Origin of the sequence: Halalkalicoccus jeotgali B3 (assembly GCF_000196895.1) — an archaeon.
Lineage (GTDB): Archaea > Halobacteriota > Halobacteria > Halobacteriales > Halalkalicoccaceae > Halalkalicoccus > Halalkalicoccus jeotgali.
In genome coordinates this window covers 2,050,743-2,067,368 of sequence record NC_014297.1, presented here as the reverse complement: position 1 = coordinate 2,067,368, position 16,626 = coordinate 2,050,743, and the positions used below count along the sequence as shown (strand labels likewise).

21 protein-coding genes and 1 tRNA gene are annotated in these 16,626 nt (G+C 66.1%); 13 read left to right on the top strand and 9 right to left on the bottom strand.

Annotated elements, in window-relative coordinates:
- The first annotated feature begins 6 nt into the window (after positions 1–6).
- Genes HACJB3_RS10780 through HACJB3_RS10750 form a run of 7 tightly spaced genes read left to right on the top strand, consistent with a single transcriptional unit; the run spans position 7 to position 4,275 of the window.
- Positions 7–636 (top strand): halocyanin domain-containing protein, encoded by a 630-nt coding sequence (locus HACJB3_RS10780; RefSeq protein WP_008416836.1) that lies wholly within the window; start codon positions 7–9, stop codon positions 634–636.
- A gap of 1 nt (position 637) precedes the next feature.
- On the top strand, positions 638–1,027 hold the full coding sequence (locus HACJB3_RS10775; RefSeq protein WP_008416838.1) for a DUF7318 family protein: 390 nt from the start codon (positions 638–640) through the stop codon (positions 1,025–1,027).
- A gap of 2 nt (positions 1,028–1,029) precedes the next feature.
- Entirely contained in the window at positions 1,030–2,082 is a 1,053-nt protein-coding gene (locus tag HACJB3_RS10770) for a Rieske 2Fe-2S domain-containing protein (RefSeq protein ID WP_008416840.1), read from the top strand.
- On the top strand, positions 2,079–2,879 hold the full coding sequence (locus tag HACJB3_RS10765; RefSeq protein ID WP_008416841.1) for a cytochrome b: 801 nt from the start codon (positions 2,079–2,081) through the stop codon (positions 2,877–2,879). Before HACJB3_RS10770 ends, HACJB3_RS10765 begins: the two co-directional genes overlap by 4 nt.
- A gap of 7 nt (positions 2,880–2,886) precedes the next feature.
- Positions 2,887–3,675, top strand: coding sequence for a cytochrome b (locus HACJB3_RS10760; protein ID WP_008416843.1), 789 nt, complete (start codon positions 2,887–2,889; stop codon positions 3,673–3,675).
- A 26-nt stretch (positions 3,676–3,701) separates the two neighbouring features.
- The gene (locus tag HACJB3_RS10755) at positions 3,702–4,004 is read left to right on the top strand and encodes a DUF7315 family membrane protein (protein WP_008416844.1); all 303 of its coding nucleotides are present in this window, start codon (positions 3,702–3,704) and stop codon (positions 4,002–4,004) included.
- Complete coding sequence (locus tag HACJB3_RS10750; RefSeq protein WP_008416845.1) at positions 3,997–4,275, top strand: DUF7314 family protein; 279 nt, start codon at positions 3,997–3,999, stop codon at positions 4,273–4,275. Before HACJB3_RS10755 ends, HACJB3_RS10750 begins: the two co-directional genes overlap by 8 nt.
- Positions 4,276–4,427: 152 nt before the next feature.
- On the opposite strand, the gene HACJB3_RS10745 is transcribed toward HACJB3_RS10750, so the two are convergent.
- From HACJB3_RS10745 to rocF, 4 genes are all read right to left on the bottom strand, one after another.
- Positions 4,428–4,862, bottom strand: a complete 435-nt coding sequence (locus tag HACJB3_RS10745; RefSeq protein WP_008416846.1) for a DUF7313 family protein — start codon at positions 4,860–4,862, stop codon at positions 4,428–4,430.
- A 48-nt stretch (positions 4,863–4,910) separates the two neighbouring features.
- Positions 4,911–5,651: an NAD(+)/NADH kinase gene (locus HACJB3_RS10740; RefSeq protein ID WP_008416847.1), complete on the bottom strand. Its 741-nt coding sequence runs from the start codon at positions 5,649–5,651 to the stop codon at positions 4,911–4,913.
- A 40-nt stretch (positions 5,652–5,691) separates the two neighbouring features.
- Positions 5,692–7,002, bottom strand: coding sequence for a M28 family peptidase (locus HACJB3_RS10735; RefSeq protein ID WP_008416848.1), 1,311 nt, complete (start codon positions 7,000–7,002; stop codon positions 5,692–5,694).
- A 185-nt stretch (positions 7,003–7,187) separates the two neighbouring features.
- Positions 7,188–8,096 carry an arginase gene (rocF, locus tag HACJB3_RS10730; protein WP_008416849.1) on the bottom strand — a complete coding sequence of 303 codons (909 nt, stop codon included), beginning with the start codon at positions 8,094–8,096 and terminating at the stop codon, positions 7,188–7,190.
- A gap of 152 nt (positions 8,097–8,248) precedes the next feature.
- Here rocF and HACJB3_RS10725 point away from each other — a divergent pair, with 152 nt between their 5' ends.
- Positions 8,249–8,782 carry an Rrf2 family transcriptional regulator gene (locus HACJB3_RS10725; protein WP_008416850.1) on the top strand — a complete coding sequence of 178 codons (534 nt, stop codon included), beginning with the start codon at positions 8,249–8,251 and terminating at the stop codon, positions 8,780–8,782.
- Between the two features lie 69 nt (positions 8,783–8,851).
- A complete protein-coding gene (locus HACJB3_RS10720) occupies positions 8,852–10,003 on the top strand; it encodes an NAD(P)/FAD-dependent oxidoreductase (protein WP_008416851.1) in 1,152 nt (383 codons plus the stop codon).
- Between the two features lie 48 nt (positions 10,004–10,051).
- On the opposite strand, the gene HACJB3_RS10715 is transcribed toward HACJB3_RS10720, so the two are convergent.
- The 4 genes from HACJB3_RS10715 to HACJB3_RS10700 form a co-directional block, all read right to left on the bottom strand.
- Positions 10,052–10,876 (bottom strand): nucleoside phosphorylase, encoded by an 825-nt coding sequence (locus HACJB3_RS10715; RefSeq protein WP_008416852.1) that lies wholly within the window; start codon positions 10,874–10,876, stop codon positions 10,052–10,054.
- Between the two features lie 100 nt (positions 10,877–10,976).
- Positions 10,977–11,369 carry a cytidine deaminase gene (gene cdd, locus HACJB3_RS10710; RefSeq protein ID WP_008416853.1) on the bottom strand — a complete coding sequence of 131 codons (393 nt, stop codon included), beginning with the start codon at positions 11,367–11,369 and terminating at the stop codon, positions 10,977–10,979.
- Between the two features lie 22 nt (positions 11,370–11,391).
- Positions 11,392–12,741, bottom strand: a complete 1,350-nt coding sequence (locus tag HACJB3_RS10705) for a phosphopentomutase/phosphoglucosamine mutase (RefSeq protein ID WP_008416854.1) — start codon at positions 12,739–12,741, stop codon at positions 11,392–11,394.
- A 78-nt stretch (positions 12,742–12,819) separates the two neighbouring features.
- Positions 12,820–13,290, bottom strand: coding sequence for a DUF5793 family protein (locus tag HACJB3_RS10700; RefSeq protein ID WP_049934577.1), 471 nt, complete (start codon positions 13,288–13,290; stop codon positions 12,820–12,822).
- 142 nt (positions 13,291–13,432) lie between these two features.
- Here HACJB3_RS10700 and HACJB3_RS10695 point away from each other — a divergent pair, with 142 nt between their 5' ends.
- From HACJB3_RS10695 to HACJB3_RS10690, 3 genes are all read left to right on the top strand, one after another.
- The gene (locus HACJB3_RS10695; protein ID WP_008416856.1) at positions 13,433–14,068 is read left to right on the top strand and encodes a class I SAM-dependent methyltransferase; all 636 of its coding nucleotides are present in this window, start codon (positions 13,433–13,435) and stop codon (positions 14,066–14,068) included.
- A 23-nt stretch (positions 14,069–14,091) separates the two neighbouring features.
- Positions 14,092–14,220: a hypothetical protein gene (locus tag HACJB3_RS21065; protein WP_274378060.1), complete on the top strand. Its 129-nt coding sequence runs from the start codon at positions 14,092–14,094 to the stop codon at positions 14,218–14,220.
- Positions 14,206–14,276, top strand: a tRNA-Gly gene (locus HACJB3_RS10690). The genes HACJB3_RS21065 and HACJB3_RS10690 overlap by 15 nt, the downstream gene beginning before the upstream one ends.
- 42 nt (positions 14,277–14,318) lie before the next feature.
- Here the strand turns inward: HACJB3_RS10690 and HACJB3_RS10685 are convergent.
- On the bottom strand, positions 14,319–16,154 hold the full coding sequence (locus HACJB3_RS10685; RefSeq protein WP_008416857.1) for an asparagine synthase-related protein: 1,836 nt from the start codon (positions 16,152–16,154) through the stop codon (positions 14,319–14,321).
- 184 nt (positions 16,155–16,338) lie between these two features.
- On the opposite strand from HACJB3_RS10685, the gene eif1A reads away from it, so the two are divergent.
- Positions 16,339–16,623 carry a translation initiation factor eIF-1A gene (gene eif1A / locus HACJB3_RS10680; protein WP_008416858.1) on the top strand — a complete coding sequence of 95 codons (285 nt, stop codon included), beginning with the start codon at positions 16,339–16,341 and terminating at the stop codon, positions 16,621–16,623.
- Positions 16,624–16,626 lie beyond the last annotated feature (3 nt).

The following is a 16,626-nucleotide window of genomic DNA, read 5'->3' as shown; positions in this document are numbered from 1 at the left end:
GCCTGTATGAAGAGGCGGGAGTTTATCACGGCGGCGGGTGCCGGGAGCGCCGCGACGGCGGCGGGCGTAACCGGAGCCGTCGGTACCGCGGCCGCCCAGGAAGCCGAAGAGGAGCCCGTATGGCCCGAGTTCGTTCAGGAAGCCTCGAACTACTCGAGCGGCGAGACCCAGGACGCCCGCGGACAGGGGGAAGTCACCGTCCAGGTCGGAGCCGGTGACGGTCTGCAGTTCGCGCCGCCGGCGCTCTGGATCGATCCGGGAACCACCGTGATCTGGGAGTGGACCGGCGAGGGCGGGAGCCACAACGTCTCCGCACAGGACGGTGCTGACTTCACGAGCGAAGTCGTCAGCGAGGCCGGGTTCACCTTCGAGCACACCTTCGAGGGGGACGGACAGATCGTCACCTACCAGTGTGATCCCCACGCCTCACAGGGGATGCATGGCGGGGTCGCCGTCGGCGGCGTCGAAACCCAGGAGGTCCAGTCGGGCGTCATAACCGACCCCGAGGAACTGGGTATCAAGGTCCAGGAACACTACGTCGGGATCGGCGCGGTACTGATGATCTCGGTTTCGCTGGTGTTTACGTTCTTCGTCCTGAAGTACGGCGAATCACCGCACGCGAAGGGGGGGAACTGAGATGTCCTCGTCGGGCAGTTCCTACGGCGACATCCATCGCTACGAACCGGCGCGAGAGAGCACCGTCGGCGTGATCGCGATCGTGCTGTTGACTCTCCTCGAGGTCGTCCTCGTCGGGCTGTTCACCTACGGGCTCATGGAGGCCTGGGGGACGACCCAGACCGGCAACATCTACCTCGGACTGTTGCTCGCGCTGGTCTTTATCGACCTGTCGTTCATCCTCGTCCTCTATCGGCGGGAGTTCCTCCCTGACGTGATGATCGTCAAGAAGCGCCGTCGCAAGTGGGAGGACCTCTACGTCCGCGAGGAGGACGCCGACGGGACGGAGTTCGCGGACGGCGCGCTCGAGCACTTCAAACGCGCGGTCTACCCATACTACAAGAAGAACTAACAATGTCATCAAACGAAGACAAGTATCCGGTCGAATCGGACAGGAGGCGGTTCGTCAAGGGCGTCGTCGGTGCTGGAGCGATCGCCGCCCTCGGTTCGACGGGGGCGGCGGCGGTCAACACCGCGACCGCCCCGACGGGATCGGGCGGCGGGATCACCCCCTTCATGGGGATCGAGAACACCGGCGGTCCCGCACCCCGCGGGATGCCGATCATCCCCGTCCAGATCGGCGACGACGGCACCATTAGCGGCCGGTGGCCCGAGGTCGTCGAGGAGGAGGTCCAAGGACAGACGGTCGTCCTCGCCCAGGAGGAACTCGGCGGAATCACCTACTCCTCACAGTGGTTTCAGTACTGCGGGAAACAGACCTCGCCGGCGTTGTTGCCCGACGCCGACCAGGACAACCGCTTTCTCGCCTCGGGTCAGGCCCAGTACGAGTGGCAATCGGAACTCGAGGAAGGCGCACCGCTCAACATCTCCGATTTCGAGGATTACGAGGAGTGGGGCAACGAGATCGGTAGCGAAGGGGTCGGCAAGCCCGCCGCCGCGACCTGGCGCTCGAACGGGCTCGACAGCGCCAGCACCCTCGGGGTGACGGTCATCCGCAGTCCCCTCATCGAGGAGGCCGCACAGGACGACGAGTTCCTCCAGGCGGCGACACAGGACGGCGTGTTCGCGTATCTCAACGTCTGTACGCACTTCTGTTGCGTGCCGGGGTACAAGGTCAACGAGACCGCAGAGCGGGTCTCTGACGGCAACACCGTCTACTGTCAGTGCCACGGGTCGGTCTACGATCCGTTCACGATCCTCGAACAGTCGTTCCTCTCGTTCCCCCAGCCCGACGACGTTCAACTGCCCGAGGGTGCCGGCGGCGGTGGAGGTGGAGGCAGCAGTGAGAGCGGCGAGAGCAGTAGCGGTGGCGGTGGCAATGGTAACGAGAGTGGCAGCGGTGGCAACGAGAGTGGCGGTAACGAAAGTACCGGCGGCAACGAAACCGGCGGTGGCAGCGGTGGCAACGAAAGCGCTGGTGGCAACGAGAGCGGAGGCGGCCAATGAGCCTCGAACGGAAAGAGGAGCACGACCACCGGGGCTGGATGAAAGAGCGCGACCTCTCGCCGATCGAGCAGGGTTACCTGATGACCCTGATGTGGCTCGATAAGCGCTTTCGCATCGTCGATTACCTCGAGTTGCTGGAGACGATGTACTACCGGGTCAACCTCCAGATGCCAAAGAGCCACACCGAGCAGTACAACCTCGACAACAAGTTCTGGTACTGGTATCCGCTGTACTCGCTCGGTGCGTTCTCGACCATCGCCTACATCGTCGCCGCCGTAACCGGCGCGTTGCTTGGGTTCTACTACGCGCCCTCGACGGCCGCCGCACAGGAGGCGACCGTAGCCTACGATCAGGTCGTGATGATCATGATGGAGATGAACTTCGGCTTTTTCCTGCGTAGTCTCCACCGGTGGTCCGCCCAGATCATGACGGCGGCGGTGTTCCTCCACATGCTCCGGGTATATTTCACCGGCGCGTACAAGGAGCCAAGAGAGGTCAACTGGCTGATCGGGATCGTCCTGATCAGCCTGACGATGGCCTTTGGCTATACCGGCTACCTACTGCCCTGGACACAGCTGTCGTACTGGGCGGGCCAGATCGGCGTCGAGATGGCGCTGTCGGTCCCCTTCATAGGCGAGTGGGTCGCCCAGCTGGTCTTCGGCGGATTCAGCCTCGGCGCACCGACGCTCCAGCGGATGTACGTCCTGCACGTGTTCATCCTGCCGTTCGTGGTGACGGCACTGATCGCGCTGCACATCGGCATCGTCTGGATGCAGGGAATCGCGGAACCACACTGATCGACCAATGAGTGACGAAACCGACCCTCAAACCGACGGCGGCGAAGAACCGCGCACGGACGGCGGTGGCGGCGTGCCCGCCGTCCCGCCGGACGACGAGACGCCCACGTGGCGCGAACGAAAGGAACGCACGCAGGGACTCTCGCGATTGACCTACGAGTACTTCGAGCGCTCCCGGCGCGAGGACCAGGACCTGCGCCAGGAGTCGACCTACGTCGAGCGAGACGTGCTCGCCTTCCCGACGTGGCCCCACGAGACCATTCGGAACCTCGCGCTGGCCTCGTTTTTCACCGGGATGATGTTCCTCATCGCTGCGGCCGCACCGCCCCACATGCCGGCGCCGGCCGACCCGAGTTCGACGCCGCCGGTGATCCTGCCCGACTGGTATCTCTACTGGTCGTACGGGCTGTTGCACCTCTCGCCGGTCAACCCCGAACTCGCGATCCTCGGGGGCCAGAAACTGGTTACCGACCGCGTCTACGGCGTGATGGCGAACGTCGTCGTCGTCAGCATCATCGCCATCGTCCCGTTTCTCAACAAGGGCAGCGCACGACGGCCCGTCGAGGAGCCCTTCTGGGCGGCGCTTGGCGTCGCCGGAGTCATCTTCGCGATCACCATCGCCGCGTTGCCCCTCGAGGACATGATCACGTTCATCCCGGGCGAACTCGTGTTCAACCTGACGTTCTTCCTGCCGCTGATCGGCTTTTTCATCACGTACGCGGTGTTGAAAGCCATGCGAGAGGGGTATATGTACTCGCTTAACAAACGATACTACCGGCTCCGACCGCCGAGGTAATACCCCCGGCCGACCTACGTTGTTTCATGTCGGATTCCTCGTCCGAGCGCACCGACGACGCAGTCGTCGTCCCGATGCGCGTTTATAAGACCGTTACCGTCTTCTCGACGCTGTTTGCGGTCGTCGGCGTCGTCGGCGGGTTCGTCCTGCTCGACATCGCGACCGACCGCGCGCAAGCCGACCTCGCGGAGGTCCAGCCGCTCGTGGCGCTGGCGGGCGTGGCGCTGATCGTCGCCTCGGCGGCGACGTACGCCTTTTCGACCCGGTTCCAGGCCGCGGGAATGAGAAACGCTAAAGACGGCGAGGACGAAGGATCGAACCATGAGTGACGAGTTCATCAAGGGGTTCGGCATCCTAACGACTGCGGGCCTGTTCTGGTTCATCGTCTCGGCGTGGTTCAACACCGAGAGCTTCGGCGGCACGCAACTGATCGCCCCGAACCCGACCGATGTGGGACTATACGCCAATATCCTGATCGTGATGAAGGACGTCGCCTTCTGGTTCGCCATCCTCGGCGCGCTGACGTTCTGGTTCGTCATTCCCGCGGTCCGGGAGGGACGACGCGCCTACGAGAACCGCCGACAGAGAAACGCCGAGTAATCCGCCGCTTTTTTTAGTGTCTTCCCTGCTCCGTAGTGACCACGGACCTCGGCGGTGAACGACTCGGGCTGACACCGACCGGGCCGTCGGCCCCACGCGAGACTCGGACTCGTCAGCGAAACCCGTCCGCAAGAACGCCCGGAAGGGTATTCTCAGATGATGGGGCTCCAGAACGCCCCGAACAGTTCGACGAGAACGATGTAGCCGGCGTAGGCGACGATGAACAGCGACGCGCCGATGGCCGCCTTGGGCGCTTCGAGCGGTCGGTCGGTTCGGGCTTCGACCAGCCGGGCCTCGAACTCGAAGAAGTCGGCGACGAACGCCGTCAGCGCGAACGCCGCGAGCGCGACGCCGTAGTGGAGGTCCACCATGACGTAGGCGAACGTCGCCAACACGAGCGCGAGCGTCGAGAGGGTGTGAAACGAGGTGCGCTCGATCCCGTCAGCGCCGTGTTCGTCGGCCTGTGAGACGTGCGAGCGGTGCGCGAGGTGTCTGGTGACGAGGTTGACGAGCGCGAGCGCGAAGACGACGAACGGGATCACCACTTCGAGCGTCCCGTGGATCGCGCCGAACTGCAGGGGTTGCATATCCGGATAACTGTCGTTCGTCCATTAGAGTGTTTCCAATTCTCGCCTCTACGGACGGAGCGTCCGCACGTAGTCGTCGACTTCCAGTCGGACCCGCTGGTTGGGGTCGACGACACCGCGGTCGGTGTCATCGACGAGCAACGACACCTCGCCCTCGTCGCGCAGCACCGACAGCGAAAGCGGGCCCGTATCGACGACCCACTGGCTCGATTGGGTGTGGAACGGCGCGATCGGCACGATACTGAACGCCTCGGTTCCCGGGACGAACGTCGGTCCGCCCGCGGCGGCGGCGTAGCCGTGACTTCCTGCGGGCGTCGCGACCACCACGCCGTCGGCCCGGAACGCCGCGACACGTCCATTGGTGCGGTGGACGGCGTACTCGGAAATACGGGCCGGTTCGGTCGTGACGAGGGTTACGTCCATGACCGCGCGCTCGATGGTCTCCCCGTCGACGGAAACCGACAGCACCGGACTCGCGTGTTCGGGCGCCTCTCCCGCAAGCGCAGCACCGATCGCCCGGCGGTCGGCGCCGTCGGGACCGATCGGGACGTCGACCGGAAGGACGGGAATACTCGGGCGGCGGCGGGCGACCGCGAGCAACGCGCTCTCGCCGATGGCGACGACGGCCTCGAAATCGGGATCGGGATCGCCGTCCCCGGATTCGGCATCGAGATCCGCCGGCACTCCCGTTCGGACGGTGTGACCCGCGGCCTCGATCGCCTCGATCGCTGTCGAGGACGCACCGACGACGAGAACCGTCACCGCCGACTCACCCGGGATCGCTCGCACATACTACCGGCTACGCTCGGGGGGCCAAAAGCCTGCGGGGTTACTCGTCGTATGGCCAGTCGCCGATGACTTTCATGCCCGCCGCCTGGTCCTCGTCTTCGAGCGCCGCGGCGATGTCCCCGGGCGTCCGATGCTCGACGGTCGTCCCCTCGCGCGCGAGATCGACGACGAGTTCCGTCAGCACGACCGCCTGTTCGCGCAGGTTCCGAACGTCGACCTTATCGAGCGTGTCGGCGAACGTGTGGCCCCATCCGCGACCCAGCTCGCCCGTGTCGCTCATGACGTGATAGCCGGGCACGCCCCACTGGACGAACGGCCAGTGGTCGCTGTGAGGTCCCATTCGCGGAACCGTCTTCACGGGGTGGTCGAACCGGTCGGCGACGCGTTCTGCGGCCACGTCGAGTTCGGGAAATCCGTGAGTGTAGAACTCGAGGGTTCGCCCGCGGACGACCCCGTCGCTGTTGACGATCGCTCTGATCGACTCGCGATCGGCATTCGCGGCGTGGTGTTCGGAACCGACTAGCCCCACCTCTTCGGCGCCGTAGACGACGAACGCCACCCGCGTGTCGAGTTCGTCCTCGCGCTCGGCCAGGGCGTTTGCGATCTCGATCACCATCGCCGTGCCCGCGCCGTTGTCGCTTGCGCCCTCGGCGATGTCGTGTGCGTCGATGTGGCCCGTCACCAAGACGGCATCCTCTGTGTCAGGTCCCATCTCTGCGTGGACGTTTTGGCTGGTCGCGTCGCCGATCTCGGCCTCGACGTCGACCGTTACTTCCCGACCGTCGAAGCGTCGAGCGAGGCGCGCGCCGACCTCGCTGCTCGCGCCGACCGCGGGGATGTCGCCGATGGGTTCTTCCGGGGTGCCGACGCTTCCGGTGGGGGGCAAACAGCCCTCGACGTGGTTACGGTAGACGAACGCGCTCGCCCCGTTCGCGACCGCGTAGTAGTACTTCTCGCGGCGGTGGATGTAGCGATCGAAGTACTCGGGCACGTCACTGCGGACCATCACCACCTTTCCCTCGATGTCCGCCGCCTCGAAATCCTCCGGTAGCCCGTAGCCCAGATCGACCAGTTCGCCCGTCGCCGCCTCGCTCGGGCTTCGTGGGAGGGCGATGCAGTCCTGGACTGTCTCTCCGGCGCGGATCTCGCTCGCACCACGGACCCAGCCCTGGATCGGGAACTCCTCTAGGCGGACGTTTCGCGCGCCGGCCTCGGCGAGCGTCTCACATGTCAGTTCCGCGCCGCGGCGTTCGCCCTCGGTGCCCGCCATCCGGTCTTCGAGGTCGACGATAGCCTCGAGGTGGTCCCATCCCGCCGTACTAGTGAACGTCTCTCCGATCCAGTCGGTCATGCCATCGCATGCTCCGGTCGGGAGCCTAAGTATTTCGTTTCGAAACTCGATTCCGCGGTCGCCCGGCAACTATAAGCGAAGTCGTGAAAAACGACGGATATGTGCCGGTTCGGACTGGCGGCGCTCCGTCTCTCGGTCGGCTGGTGAGTGCCTCCTCATGGCGGGGCTGTGATGGTGTTTCCGCCCTACAGAATGCGTTTTCCCAGTGCGCTCGCGGCGAGTTCGACCGCCAGACTTGCCGTTTCGTTGCCCGAATCGAGGATCGGGTTGACCTCGACGACCTCGAGCGAGCGAAGCACTTTGCGGTTGGCGACGATCTCGAGGGCGGCGTGGGCCTCCCGGTAGGTCACGCCACCGCGGACGGGCGTGCCGACGCCGGGCGCTTCCTTGGGATCGAGCCAGTCCATATCGAGGCTGACGTGGATCCCGTCGGCGGCGCTGCCCGCGACCTCGAGTGCCTCCTCGGTGACGGCCGTGATGCCGCGCTCGTCGATGTCGGACATCGTGTAGGCGGTCACGGGGCTCTCGCGGATCGCGAGGCGTTCTTTCTCGTCGAGACTTCGAAGCCCGACGAGCACGACGTTCTCGGGATCGACCCCGGGGGCGTTGGCCCAGTCAGTGCCGGCAAAGGAACCGTGGCCGAGCGCGGCGGCCATCGGCATCCCGTGAACGTTGCCGCTGGGGGACGTCTCGGGCGTGTTGAAATCGCCGTGGGCGTCGAACCAGATCACACCGACGTCTGCGTTCCGGCTCGACCCCTGTATGGAGCCGATCGCGATCGAGTGATCGCCCCCCAACACGAGCGGGAACTCCCCCGCCGCGAGGGTGTCCTCGACGGCTTCCGAGAGCCGCTCGCAGACGTCCCGGACCTCGCGGAGGAACTTCGCCGACCCGCGTACGGGCGTCTCGGCGTCCGGATCGCGTTCCTCGGCCCGGGGGACGCTCAGATCGCCCCGGTCGACGGCGGTCCGGCCGCTCGCGGCGAGCTCCCCGGCGAGTCCCGCGTATCTTATGGCCGACGGTCCCATATCCACGCCCCGGCGGTCGGCACCGTAATCGAGGGGCGCACCGATGACTCTGACCCGTTCGTTCATGGTCGCCCAATCGGGAATATCGGGATTAAACCTGCGGATTTTTTCTCACCCTATCGGAGCGATCATCGAAGGATACTACCCGCGGGTACCGATCCGAACGGGTACGATACGGTATTCGTCGCATTTAAGCGAATCTATACCGAAGACCAGCTATGTCATCGATCGAACTCACGCCGAGTCAGAAAACCATCCTCACCGCGTTGATCAACCTCCACCGCGAGGCCGAAGACGCGGTCAAGGGCGAGGACATCGCCGAGGAAGTGGATCGAAACCCCGGTACTATCCGCAACCAGATGCAGAGCCTGAAGGCCCTGCAGCTGGTCGAGGGCGTTCCCGGTCCGAAGGGAGGGTACAAACCGACCGCGACCGCCTACGAGGCGCTCGGCGTCCAACAGATGGACGAGCCCGCGGCCGTCCCACTGGCACACAACGGGGAACGCGTCGAGGGTGTCAACATCGAGGAGATCGACCTCTCGAGCGTTCACCACCCCGAACTCTGTCGCGCGGAGATCCACATCCAGGGATCGGTACGTGAGTATCACGAGGGCGATTCGGTCACGGTCGGTCCGACGCCGCTGTCGCGCCTGCTCATCGAGGGGACCGTCGACGGGAAGGACGACACGAACAACATCCTCATCCTCCGCATCGACGACATGCGCGCGCCCGCGGACGACTCGGGTCACTAGCCTGTCACAGTCTCCCACCCCGGTTCGGCTTTCAACAGCTTTGTATCAGTCGCTCACGCACGAGCAGATATGACAGAGCAGGTCGTCGTACTCGGGGCCGGTTACGCCGGTGCGGGAGCCATCCCCGAACTCGAAAACGAGCTGAGCGACGCGCAGATCACGTGGATCTCCGATACCGATTATCACCTCGTACTCCACGAGTCCCACCGCGTGATCCGCGATCCCTCCGTTCGTGATCACATCTCGATCCCGGTCGAGGAGATCAAATCGCCCGCCACGCGCTTTATCGAGGGTGCCGTCACCGACCTCGACACCGACGAGCGGGTCGTCTCGCTCGCGGACGGTACCGAGATCGACTACGACTACGTGCTCGTCGCGCTCGGTTCCGACACCGCCTACTACGGTATTCCCGGGCTCGAGGAGCACTCCCTGACGCTGAAGAACCTCGACGACGCATTGGCGATCCACGACGACGTGAAAACCGCCGCCCGGGAGGCCACCCGCGAGGAACCCGCACGGATCGCCATCGGCGGCGCAGGCCTCTCGGGAATCCAGGCCGCTGGCGAGGTCGCGGAGTTCCGCGATAAGCACAACGCGCCCATCGAGATCTCGCTGATCGAGGCGCTACCCGAGATCATGCCCGGTCAGGACCCCGAACTCCAGGGCGCGGTCAAGAAACGGCTACTCGATGCGGATATCGAGATCCTCACCGACGACCCGATCACCGAGGCCGACGAGGAGGCGATCCAGTTCGACGAGGGCGAGCCCCTCAATTACAACGTCTTCGTCTGGACCGGCGGTATCACCGGCCGCACGGCGCTCGAAAACGCCAACGTCGAGAAGGAACACAACCGCATCGTCGCCGAATCGACCTTCCAGACCGACGACGAGCGGGTCTTCGCCATCGGCGATTCCGCGATCGTCGACCAGGGCGAGAGCCCCGCACCGCCGACCGCACAGGCCGCCTGGCAGGCCGCCGAACTCGTCGGCGAGAACATCGCCCGCGCGAGCGAGGGCCGCCCGCTGAAGACTTGGACCTACGAGGACAAGGGGACGCTCATCTCGATCGGCGACCGCGCGGTCGCACACAACGTCCAGGCGATGCCGATCAACACCTTCGGCTGGATCGGCGCCGAAACCCTCAAAAAGGCCGTCGCCGCCCGCTGGATCAAGGACGTCTCCTCGGTCAAGCGTGCACAGCGCGCCTGGAAGTTCCTCTGAGACACGCACCGCTATCTCGGCGGATGCGCCGTGGACTCCACTCGCCCCTCATTCTAGACTGAGTCCCGCGTGCCACCGCTCCGCGCCGGCCTCCGCTTTCACCCCGTCCATGCGCGCGAGTAGCTTCACCGCGAGCGAGGCCGTTTCGCTCGCCCGCCCCTCGCCTTCCGTACGGAACTCGCCGGTGACTCGGTTGGCGTAGACCGAACAGATCGCACCCGCGCGCAGCCCGTAGACGTTCGCGATCGTGAGGATGGCGCTGGCTTCCATCTCGATGTTCTTGACGTTCGCGTCCCGGAGCTCCTCGACCAACGCCGTACTTCCCGCCGCCTCGAAGCCCTCGAACCCGGGCCGTCCTTGCCCCGCATAGAAGGAATCGGCGCTCATCGTGATCCCGGTGTGGTAGTCGTAGCCGAGGCGTTCTGCGGCCGCGACCAGCGCACAGACGACCTCGTAATCCGCGCTCGCGGGGTAGTCCTCGCGGACGTACTCGTCGCTGGTGCCTTCCTGACGCACTGCGCCCGTGGTGATCACCAGATCGCCGACGGCCATCCCCTCCTGGATCGCACCACAGGACCCGACTCGGATGAAGGTGTCCGCACCGACACGTGCGAGTTCCTCGACGGCGATGGCCGCCGAGGGCCCGCCGATCCCCGTCGAGGTCACCGAGATGGGGGTCTCGTCGTAACGCCCCGTGACGGTGCGGTACTCCCGGTGGCTCCCCTTCTCCTCGGCATCGTCCCAGAACCCGGTTATCCTTTCGACGCGCTCGGGGTTGCCCGGGAGCAGTACCGAGGGGGCGACGTCCTCGGGGCCGACCTCGATGTGGTACTGTACGTCCGCGTTGGGGTCCTCGCTGTCGTCGGCTGGCATGGGCCACGGCTTGACGCCCGCGGCGCAAATAACCGCGTCATTCGACCGCAGCAGTCCCACCTCGGGTCCGTTCCTCGCTCGCATCTGGTTCGTTCGGCGCTCACTCGAGGTGGTGCTGGGTGATCGTATCCGGCAGGAGTTCCCCAAGAGTGTACTCCGTCCAGTCGTCGCCGCGATCGCAGACGATGGGAAAGGCCTCCTCGCAGAACTCCGCGAGGGTCTGTCTGCACATCCCGCAGGGTGTGACCCCGTCCCGGCGATCGGAACTCACGGCCAGTCGCGAGAACTCCCGGTGGCCCGTGGCGATCGCCTGCGAGACGGCGACCTCCTCGGCGTGGAGGCTGTTGGAGTAGTTCGCGTTCTCGATGTTACAACCGGTAAAAACGGTGCCGTCGACGGTCTCGATGGCCGCCCCCACCCGATACTCCGAGTAGGGGACGTGGGCGTGGGCGTGTGCCTCTCTGGCCGCCTGAACGAGGTCCTCCGTCTTCATGGTCGAAGTACGAACGGCCGAGTTATAAAGGACTACGCGTCGCCGACTCAATGACCGCGCTCGCGTCGGCGACCAGCGCCTCGACGTCCTCGCTTTCGGCGTACAGCCTGACGTAGGGTTCGGTCCCGCTGGGCCGGACGAGGAGCCACGAGCCGTCGGGCCACTCGAGGCGCACGCCGTAGGCCGTATCGACGGCGGCCTCCGGGAACGCCTCGGGAAGCGCCGTTTCGAGGCGGTCCATCGCCGGCTCCTTTCGCCGGTCGGGGCACTCGACGGCGACCTTCCGGTAGGGTCGTTCGGTGACCGGTTCGCGCAACGAGTCAATCCCGCCGGCCTCGGCGACCAGTCCGGCGAGGACCGCCGCGCTCGTTACCCCGTCGATCCACCCGCCGAACTCGGGGTGGATGTGTTTCCACGGCTCGGCGGCGAAGACGACGTCGCCGCCCGCCTCCCGGACGCGGGCGATCCCCTCGTGGAGCGCGCCCAGTCGGACGCGTTCGACCCGTCCGCCCGCGGCCTCGACGCGCTCGTCGATCCGCGCGGAGGCGTTCGGCGTCGTCACGACGACCGGGTCGGCGACGTCGCCCGTGCGCGTGTAGCGCTCGGCGAGGATCGCCAGTATCGTGTCCTCGTGGACCACCGTCCCCGCGGAGTCGACGATCACGATCCGGTCGGCGTCCCCGTCGTGGCCGATCCCCAGATCGTGGGATCCCTCCTCGACGAACGCCCGCAGGTCCGCCAGCGTCTCCGGGGTCGGCTTGCTGCCGCGGCCGGGGAAGTGGCCGTCGACGTTGGCGTTGAGCGTCGTGACCTGCGCCCCAAGCGTCGAGAGGACCTGCGGGGTCGCGAGACCCGCCATCCCGTTGCCACAGTCGACGGCGACCCGCAGTCCGTCAGCGTCCCCCGCGAACTCGCGTGTGTACTCGACGACCGCCGTCCGGTAGCGCTCGCGGACGTCCCGAGCGATCGACTCGCCCCACGCGTCCCAGTTCGCCGGGCGGGTTCCGTCGTCCGTGGTGTCCTCGATCCGGCGTTCGGCCCCGCGGTCGTACTCGACCCCGTCGGCGAAGAGCTTGATCCCGTTGTCCGCGGGCGGGTTGTGCGAGGCGGTGAGCATCACGCCGTGGCGGCCCTGCGAGGCGAACGCCACCGTCGGGGTGGGGACGACCCCGAGCCGGATCACGTCCGCGCCGGCGCTCTGGAGGCCGGCAGCCATCGCGTCGGCCAGCGCGGGGCCGGTCTCGCGCCCGTCGCGCCCGAGGACGACCGTCATGCCCCCCTCGCCGACGGCCTGCCCGACGGTCAGACAGGTCGCCGGCGTCACCTCCTCGCGAGTCGGTCCCCGGATGCCCGCGGTTCCGAAACGGATCATATACTGGCGGTTTCGCCCCCGATCATATATACTGTCGGCTCTCGAATCGGACGGGCAGAGAGAGGATGGGTCGAGACGTTAGAGCTCGACGCCGCTGGGGATCAGGCTGTGTTGGCGAAGTAAGTGTCCCTCCCGGTCGTAGACCAGAAACGTCGACTTCTCGTAGGTGACGAGTTCCTCGCCGTCGATCCGGATGATGACCCGGTAGCGTTCCTCGGAGTCGGCCTCCTTGCCGTAGGCCCGTGCGGCGCGGATGAACCGCAGGACGTCGCCGGCCTCCTCGTTGAGTTCGAGGACGAAATCGCCCGTGAGCCGGTTCGTAACGCTCACCACGCCCGTCGTTCCCGCGTCGTCGACCGCCCCCTGGAGTCTGAGTGCGACGTCGGTCTGGGCGGCCGAGAGGAGTTCGTCGTCGGACGCACTCAGGCGCGCTTCGAGTTCGTCGGCTGGGCCCTCGAAATCGATGACGACCGTCGGTGTGGTCGGCGCGCCCCCCTCCTCGACCCAGTCGATCCCGCGAACATCGAGCGTGAAGTAATCGCGCCTCATCAGTTCACCGAACGGTACGAACTGCGAGGCCATGAACGTAACGCCCACCTCACCGACGGATGGCAGTTCCCAACTCCCCTATCGAGTGTGCGATCCGCCCCGCGACCGCAGGGGTTTACCCGCTCGTCGCCGAGCCCCGACCATGGACGAATCGCGGCGGGTCCGCGAGACCTACGACCGGATCGCCTCCCACTTCGCGGACACCCGCGAGCACCCGTGGCCCGAGGTCGAGGCGTTTCTCGAAGGTCGACAGGGGACGCTGGGGCTCGACGTGGGCTGTGCGAACGGCCGCCACGCCCAGTTGCTCGCCGCCCGCACGGATCGGGTCCTCGGGGTGGACGCGAGCCGCGGGCTCCTCTTCGAGGCTCGAACGCGCGCCCGAGATCGGGGGTTCGGGGTCGACCTGCTGCAGGGCGACGCAGCGGCCCTGCCGGTCCGCTCGGAGCGGGTGGACCTAGCCGTGTACGTCGCGACGATCCACCACCTGCCCGACCGCGAGACGCGGGTCGGGAGTCTCGACGAACTCGCACGCGTACTCGCGCCGGGCGGCCGGGCGCTGGTCAGCGCCTGGAGCACCGCCCACGGGAAGTTCGACGCCGAGGCGGGGTTCGATACCACCGTCGACTGGACGCTGCCGGGCGGCGAGACGGTGCCCCGGTTCTATCACATCTACGCGCCCGAGGAGTTCCGCGCGGAGGTCGAAGACAGCGCGCTCGCAGTGGAGTCGTTCGAGGTCTCCAGCGGGAACTGCTATGCGACGGTGAAACGAGAACAGTAAGGCCCTTAACCGGGGCGCAGGTAGTGGGAGATACGCTGCGTTCGTCAGTTCGCGCCGAATACGGTGCGGACGACGCGCCGGTGGTGAGCAGTTCCGAAGGAACTGCGATTCTCGGCGCGAACGAGCGAAGCGAGTTCGCGCCGGTGGTCTAGTGGCAGGACCTGAGCCTTCCAAGCTCATGGCCCGGGTTCAAATCCCGGCCGGCGCATTTTTCGTTCCTTACACCACCGGAAGCGCCGATTGGCGGGCTCTACGCCGTCGGTGTGGCGGGTCGCTCCTCTCCCGTGAGTCGTCGAGTGAGTGGCATTCTCAGGAACGTCACGAGCGTATACAGCGCCGCGAGGTTGTCCTCGCCGTCGAGGTGAGCCCGATAACACTCGTTGACGCCCTCCCAGCTCAAAAACGGCAGCGACCGAATGAGGTCCTCGTGTTCGTCGATCGTCTCCCGGACGAACCCGTGAGTGCGGATGAGTTCGGCGTGGTCCGTCCACGGGCCGGCCGTCCAATGGGGCTCCTCGAACGGTCCGGAGAAGTGACGGCGCCGGAACGCCGTGAGGACCCGGCCGGCGTGCTGAAGCGCGAACGGGGCGGACACCGGGACGTTCGTGCTTCCGTGGGGAATTTTCGCGAGGTCGGGATCGAGGTGCTCGATGGCTCGCCCGATGAGGTTGCCCCGGAGGAGGTCGGAGACGGGCGTCGAGAGGAACAGGTCGATCAGGCGGTTGTCCAGAAAGAGCGTCCCCGAGGGCATCGTCTGGAGGGTGCCGTGGTAGAAGAACTGCGAAGTCCCGTTGGTTAGCGGGAACCGGCTACAGACGGTCGCCTCGCGAAGCGAACCGTAGGTGACTCCGTGATCGACGATCCCCTCTTCCTCCCGGGAGACGTTCGCGGCATAGACTTCCTCGATCCCCCGAGAGAGCGCTCCCCGGACGTACGCCGGGGCCTCCGAGACGCGCCCGGAAACGTACTCCTCGACGCTTTCGGCTCGCTCCTCGAGCGGGACGGGAAACGAGCCGAAACCGCCGACGTCGATCCGCGGCGTCGGGACGTGGTTACCCTTGAACAGCATATCGCCGTAGTGACCTGTAAAGAGGAACTCGACGTCCTCGCGCAGGCGCCCTTCGAACCCGGCGGCGTGGATCTGGTTGAAGTAGCCGACGAAGTTCCCGGCGCGGGGCGTCCTTTTCGAGGCTCGGGCCTGGTAGTCCCGGTCGCGTCGCAACAGCGTGATCGGGGCGTCCGCGGCCTCGGCGACCCGCTTTGCGGTTCTTGCCTCCGGATTGACCCAGTCCGCGAGGTGGTAACACTGCACGTCCCTGTCCGCGGCCCGCAACGCCGCAAGCGTCAACCGTGAGTCGCTGCCCCCGCTGAGAAGCAATCCGTACTCCGTGTCGGGATCGGTTCGCTCCTCGACCGCCCGCACGAGCGTCTCCGCGAGCCGGCGAGAGACGGACTCCCGGGAGACGTCTCCCGGGTCGTAGTCGGGGCTCCAGTAGCGTTCGGTCTCCATCGTCGTCCCGTCGGTCGAGACGGTCGTGATCGAGCCCGGTGGGAGGCGTTCGACGCCTTCGAGCGGCGTCTTCACGCCGAACGTCCGCTGGAGCGAGAAGTACTCCGCGAGGTACTCGACGTCGAACCCCGTCTCGACGGCCGGATGCAACGCCAGCGACTGGACGTTCGTCGAGAAGACGACCCCCTCGTCGGTTCGGTAGTAGTGAACCGCCCGGCTTCCCAGTCGGTCGGTGAACAGCGAGACGGTCCCCTCGGAGCGATCGTGGACGACGCCGACGAAACTCCCGTTGAGGCCGCCGACGAACTCGGGACCGTGTTCCTCGTAGAGTCTTGCACATTCGACCGCCGCCGGGCCGTCGAGAACCGAGTAGCCCGCCGGGCCGTCGAACCCCCAGACCGATCCCCACAGCCAGACCGTCACGTCGGTCCCGGTCCGGACCGGCGGCGGCTCGGAGGGGTGGGCCGCGATCGCGACCGTCAGATCCTCCTTCGTGACCTCCTCGGTCGCTTCCCGGTCGTTCCAGCACAGATCGGCCGTCAGCGCCTCGATTCGCTCGCCCCCTCCCGCTTGCATACCTATCGCTCCCCAGATTCCAACCATAGTTCTCCCAGACAACCTCGGGTATTGAATCTTGGTACATCTCGGGTGTGATCGAGAGTCCTATCGAGTGATACGAATTCCTCGCGAGGAGCGAGTCCCGGGCGGACCCGACGGCCCGGAACACACGATTTAACCGTCCCCCGCTCGTACGACGCCTGTGAGCGACGAAAGCGGGCGCCGGAACCTTCGGATGCCCAACGACGACGAGATGTTCGCCGTCGTCACCGACATGCTCGGTGGCGGGCGCGTCAGACTCCAGTGCAACGACGGCAAAGAGCGCATGGGCCGGATCCCCGGTCGGATGCGCTTTCGCACCTGGATCAACGAGGGGGACGTCGTGCTGATCGAGCCGTGGGACTGGCAGGACGAGAAGGCAGACATCGAGTGGCGCTACGACAGCCAGGACGCCGATCAGCTCCGGCGCGAAGGCCACATCAACTGATCC

Coding starts and splice junctions, on each gene's coding strand:
- HACJB3_RS10780 (WP_008416836.1), top strand. CDS start 7: ATGAAGAGGCGGGAGTTTATCACGGCGGCGGGTGCCGGGAGCGCCGCG.
- HACJB3_RS10775 (WP_008416838.1), top strand. CDS start 638: ATGTCCTCGTCGGGCAGTTCCTACGGCGACATCCATCGCTACGAACCG.
- HACJB3_RS10770 (WP_008416840.1), top strand. CDS start 1,030: ATGTCATCAAACGAAGACAAGTATCCGGTCGAATCGGACAGGAGGCGG.
- HACJB3_RS10765 (WP_008416841.1), top strand. CDS start 2,079: ATGAGCCTCGAACGGAAAGAGGAGCACGACCACCGGGGCTGGATGAAA.
- HACJB3_RS10760 (WP_008416843.1), top strand. CDS start 2,887: ATGAGTGACGAAACCGACCCTCAAACCGACGGCGGCGAAGAACCGCGC.
- HACJB3_RS10755 (WP_008416844.1), top strand. CDS start 3,702: ATGTCGGATTCCTCGTCCGAGCGCACCGACGACGCAGTCGTCGTCCCG.
- HACJB3_RS10750 (WP_008416845.1), top strand. CDS start 3,997: ATGAGTGACGAGTTCATCAAGGGGTTCGGCATCCTAACGACTGCGGGC.
- HACJB3_RS10745 (WP_008416846.1), bottom strand. CDS start 4,862: ATGCAACCCCTGCAGTTCGGCGCGATCCACGGGACGCTCGAAGTGGTG.
- HACJB3_RS10735 (WP_008416848.1), bottom strand. CDS start 7,002: ATGACCGACTGGATCGGAGAGACGTTCACTAGTACGGCGGGATGGGAC.
- rocF (WP_008416849.1), bottom strand. CDS start 8,096: ATGAACGAACGGGTCAGAGTCATCGGTGCGCCCCTCGATTACGGTGCC.
- HACJB3_RS10725 (WP_008416850.1), top strand. CDS start 8,249: ATGTCATCGATCGAACTCACGCCGAGTCAGAAAACCATCCTCACCGCG.
- HACJB3_RS10720 (WP_008416851.1), top strand. CDS start 8,852: ATGACAGAGCAGGTCGTCGTACTCGGGGCCGGTTACGCCGGTGCGGGA.
- HACJB3_RS10715 (WP_008416852.1), bottom strand. CDS start 10,876: ATGCCAGCCGACGACAGCGAGGACCCCAACGCGGACGTACAGTACCAC.
- cdd (WP_008416853.1), bottom strand. CDS start 11,369: ATGAAGACGGAGGACCTCGTTCAGGCGGCCAGAGAGGCACACGCCCAC.
- HACJB3_RS10705 (WP_008416854.1), bottom strand. CDS start 12,741: ATGATCCGTTTCGGAACCGCGGGCATCCGGGGACCGACTCGCGAGGAG.
- HACJB3_RS10700 (WP_049934577.1), bottom strand. CDS start 13,290: ATGAGGCGCGATTACTTCACGCTCGATGTTCGCGGGATCGACTGGGTC.
- HACJB3_RS10695 (WP_008416856.1), top strand. CDS start 13,433: ATGGACGAATCGCGGCGGGTCCGCGAGACCTACGACCGGATCGCCTCC.
- HACJB3_RS10685 (WP_008416857.1), bottom strand. CDS start 16,154: ATGCAAGCGGGAGGGGGCGAGCGAATCGAGGCGCTGACGGCCGATCTG.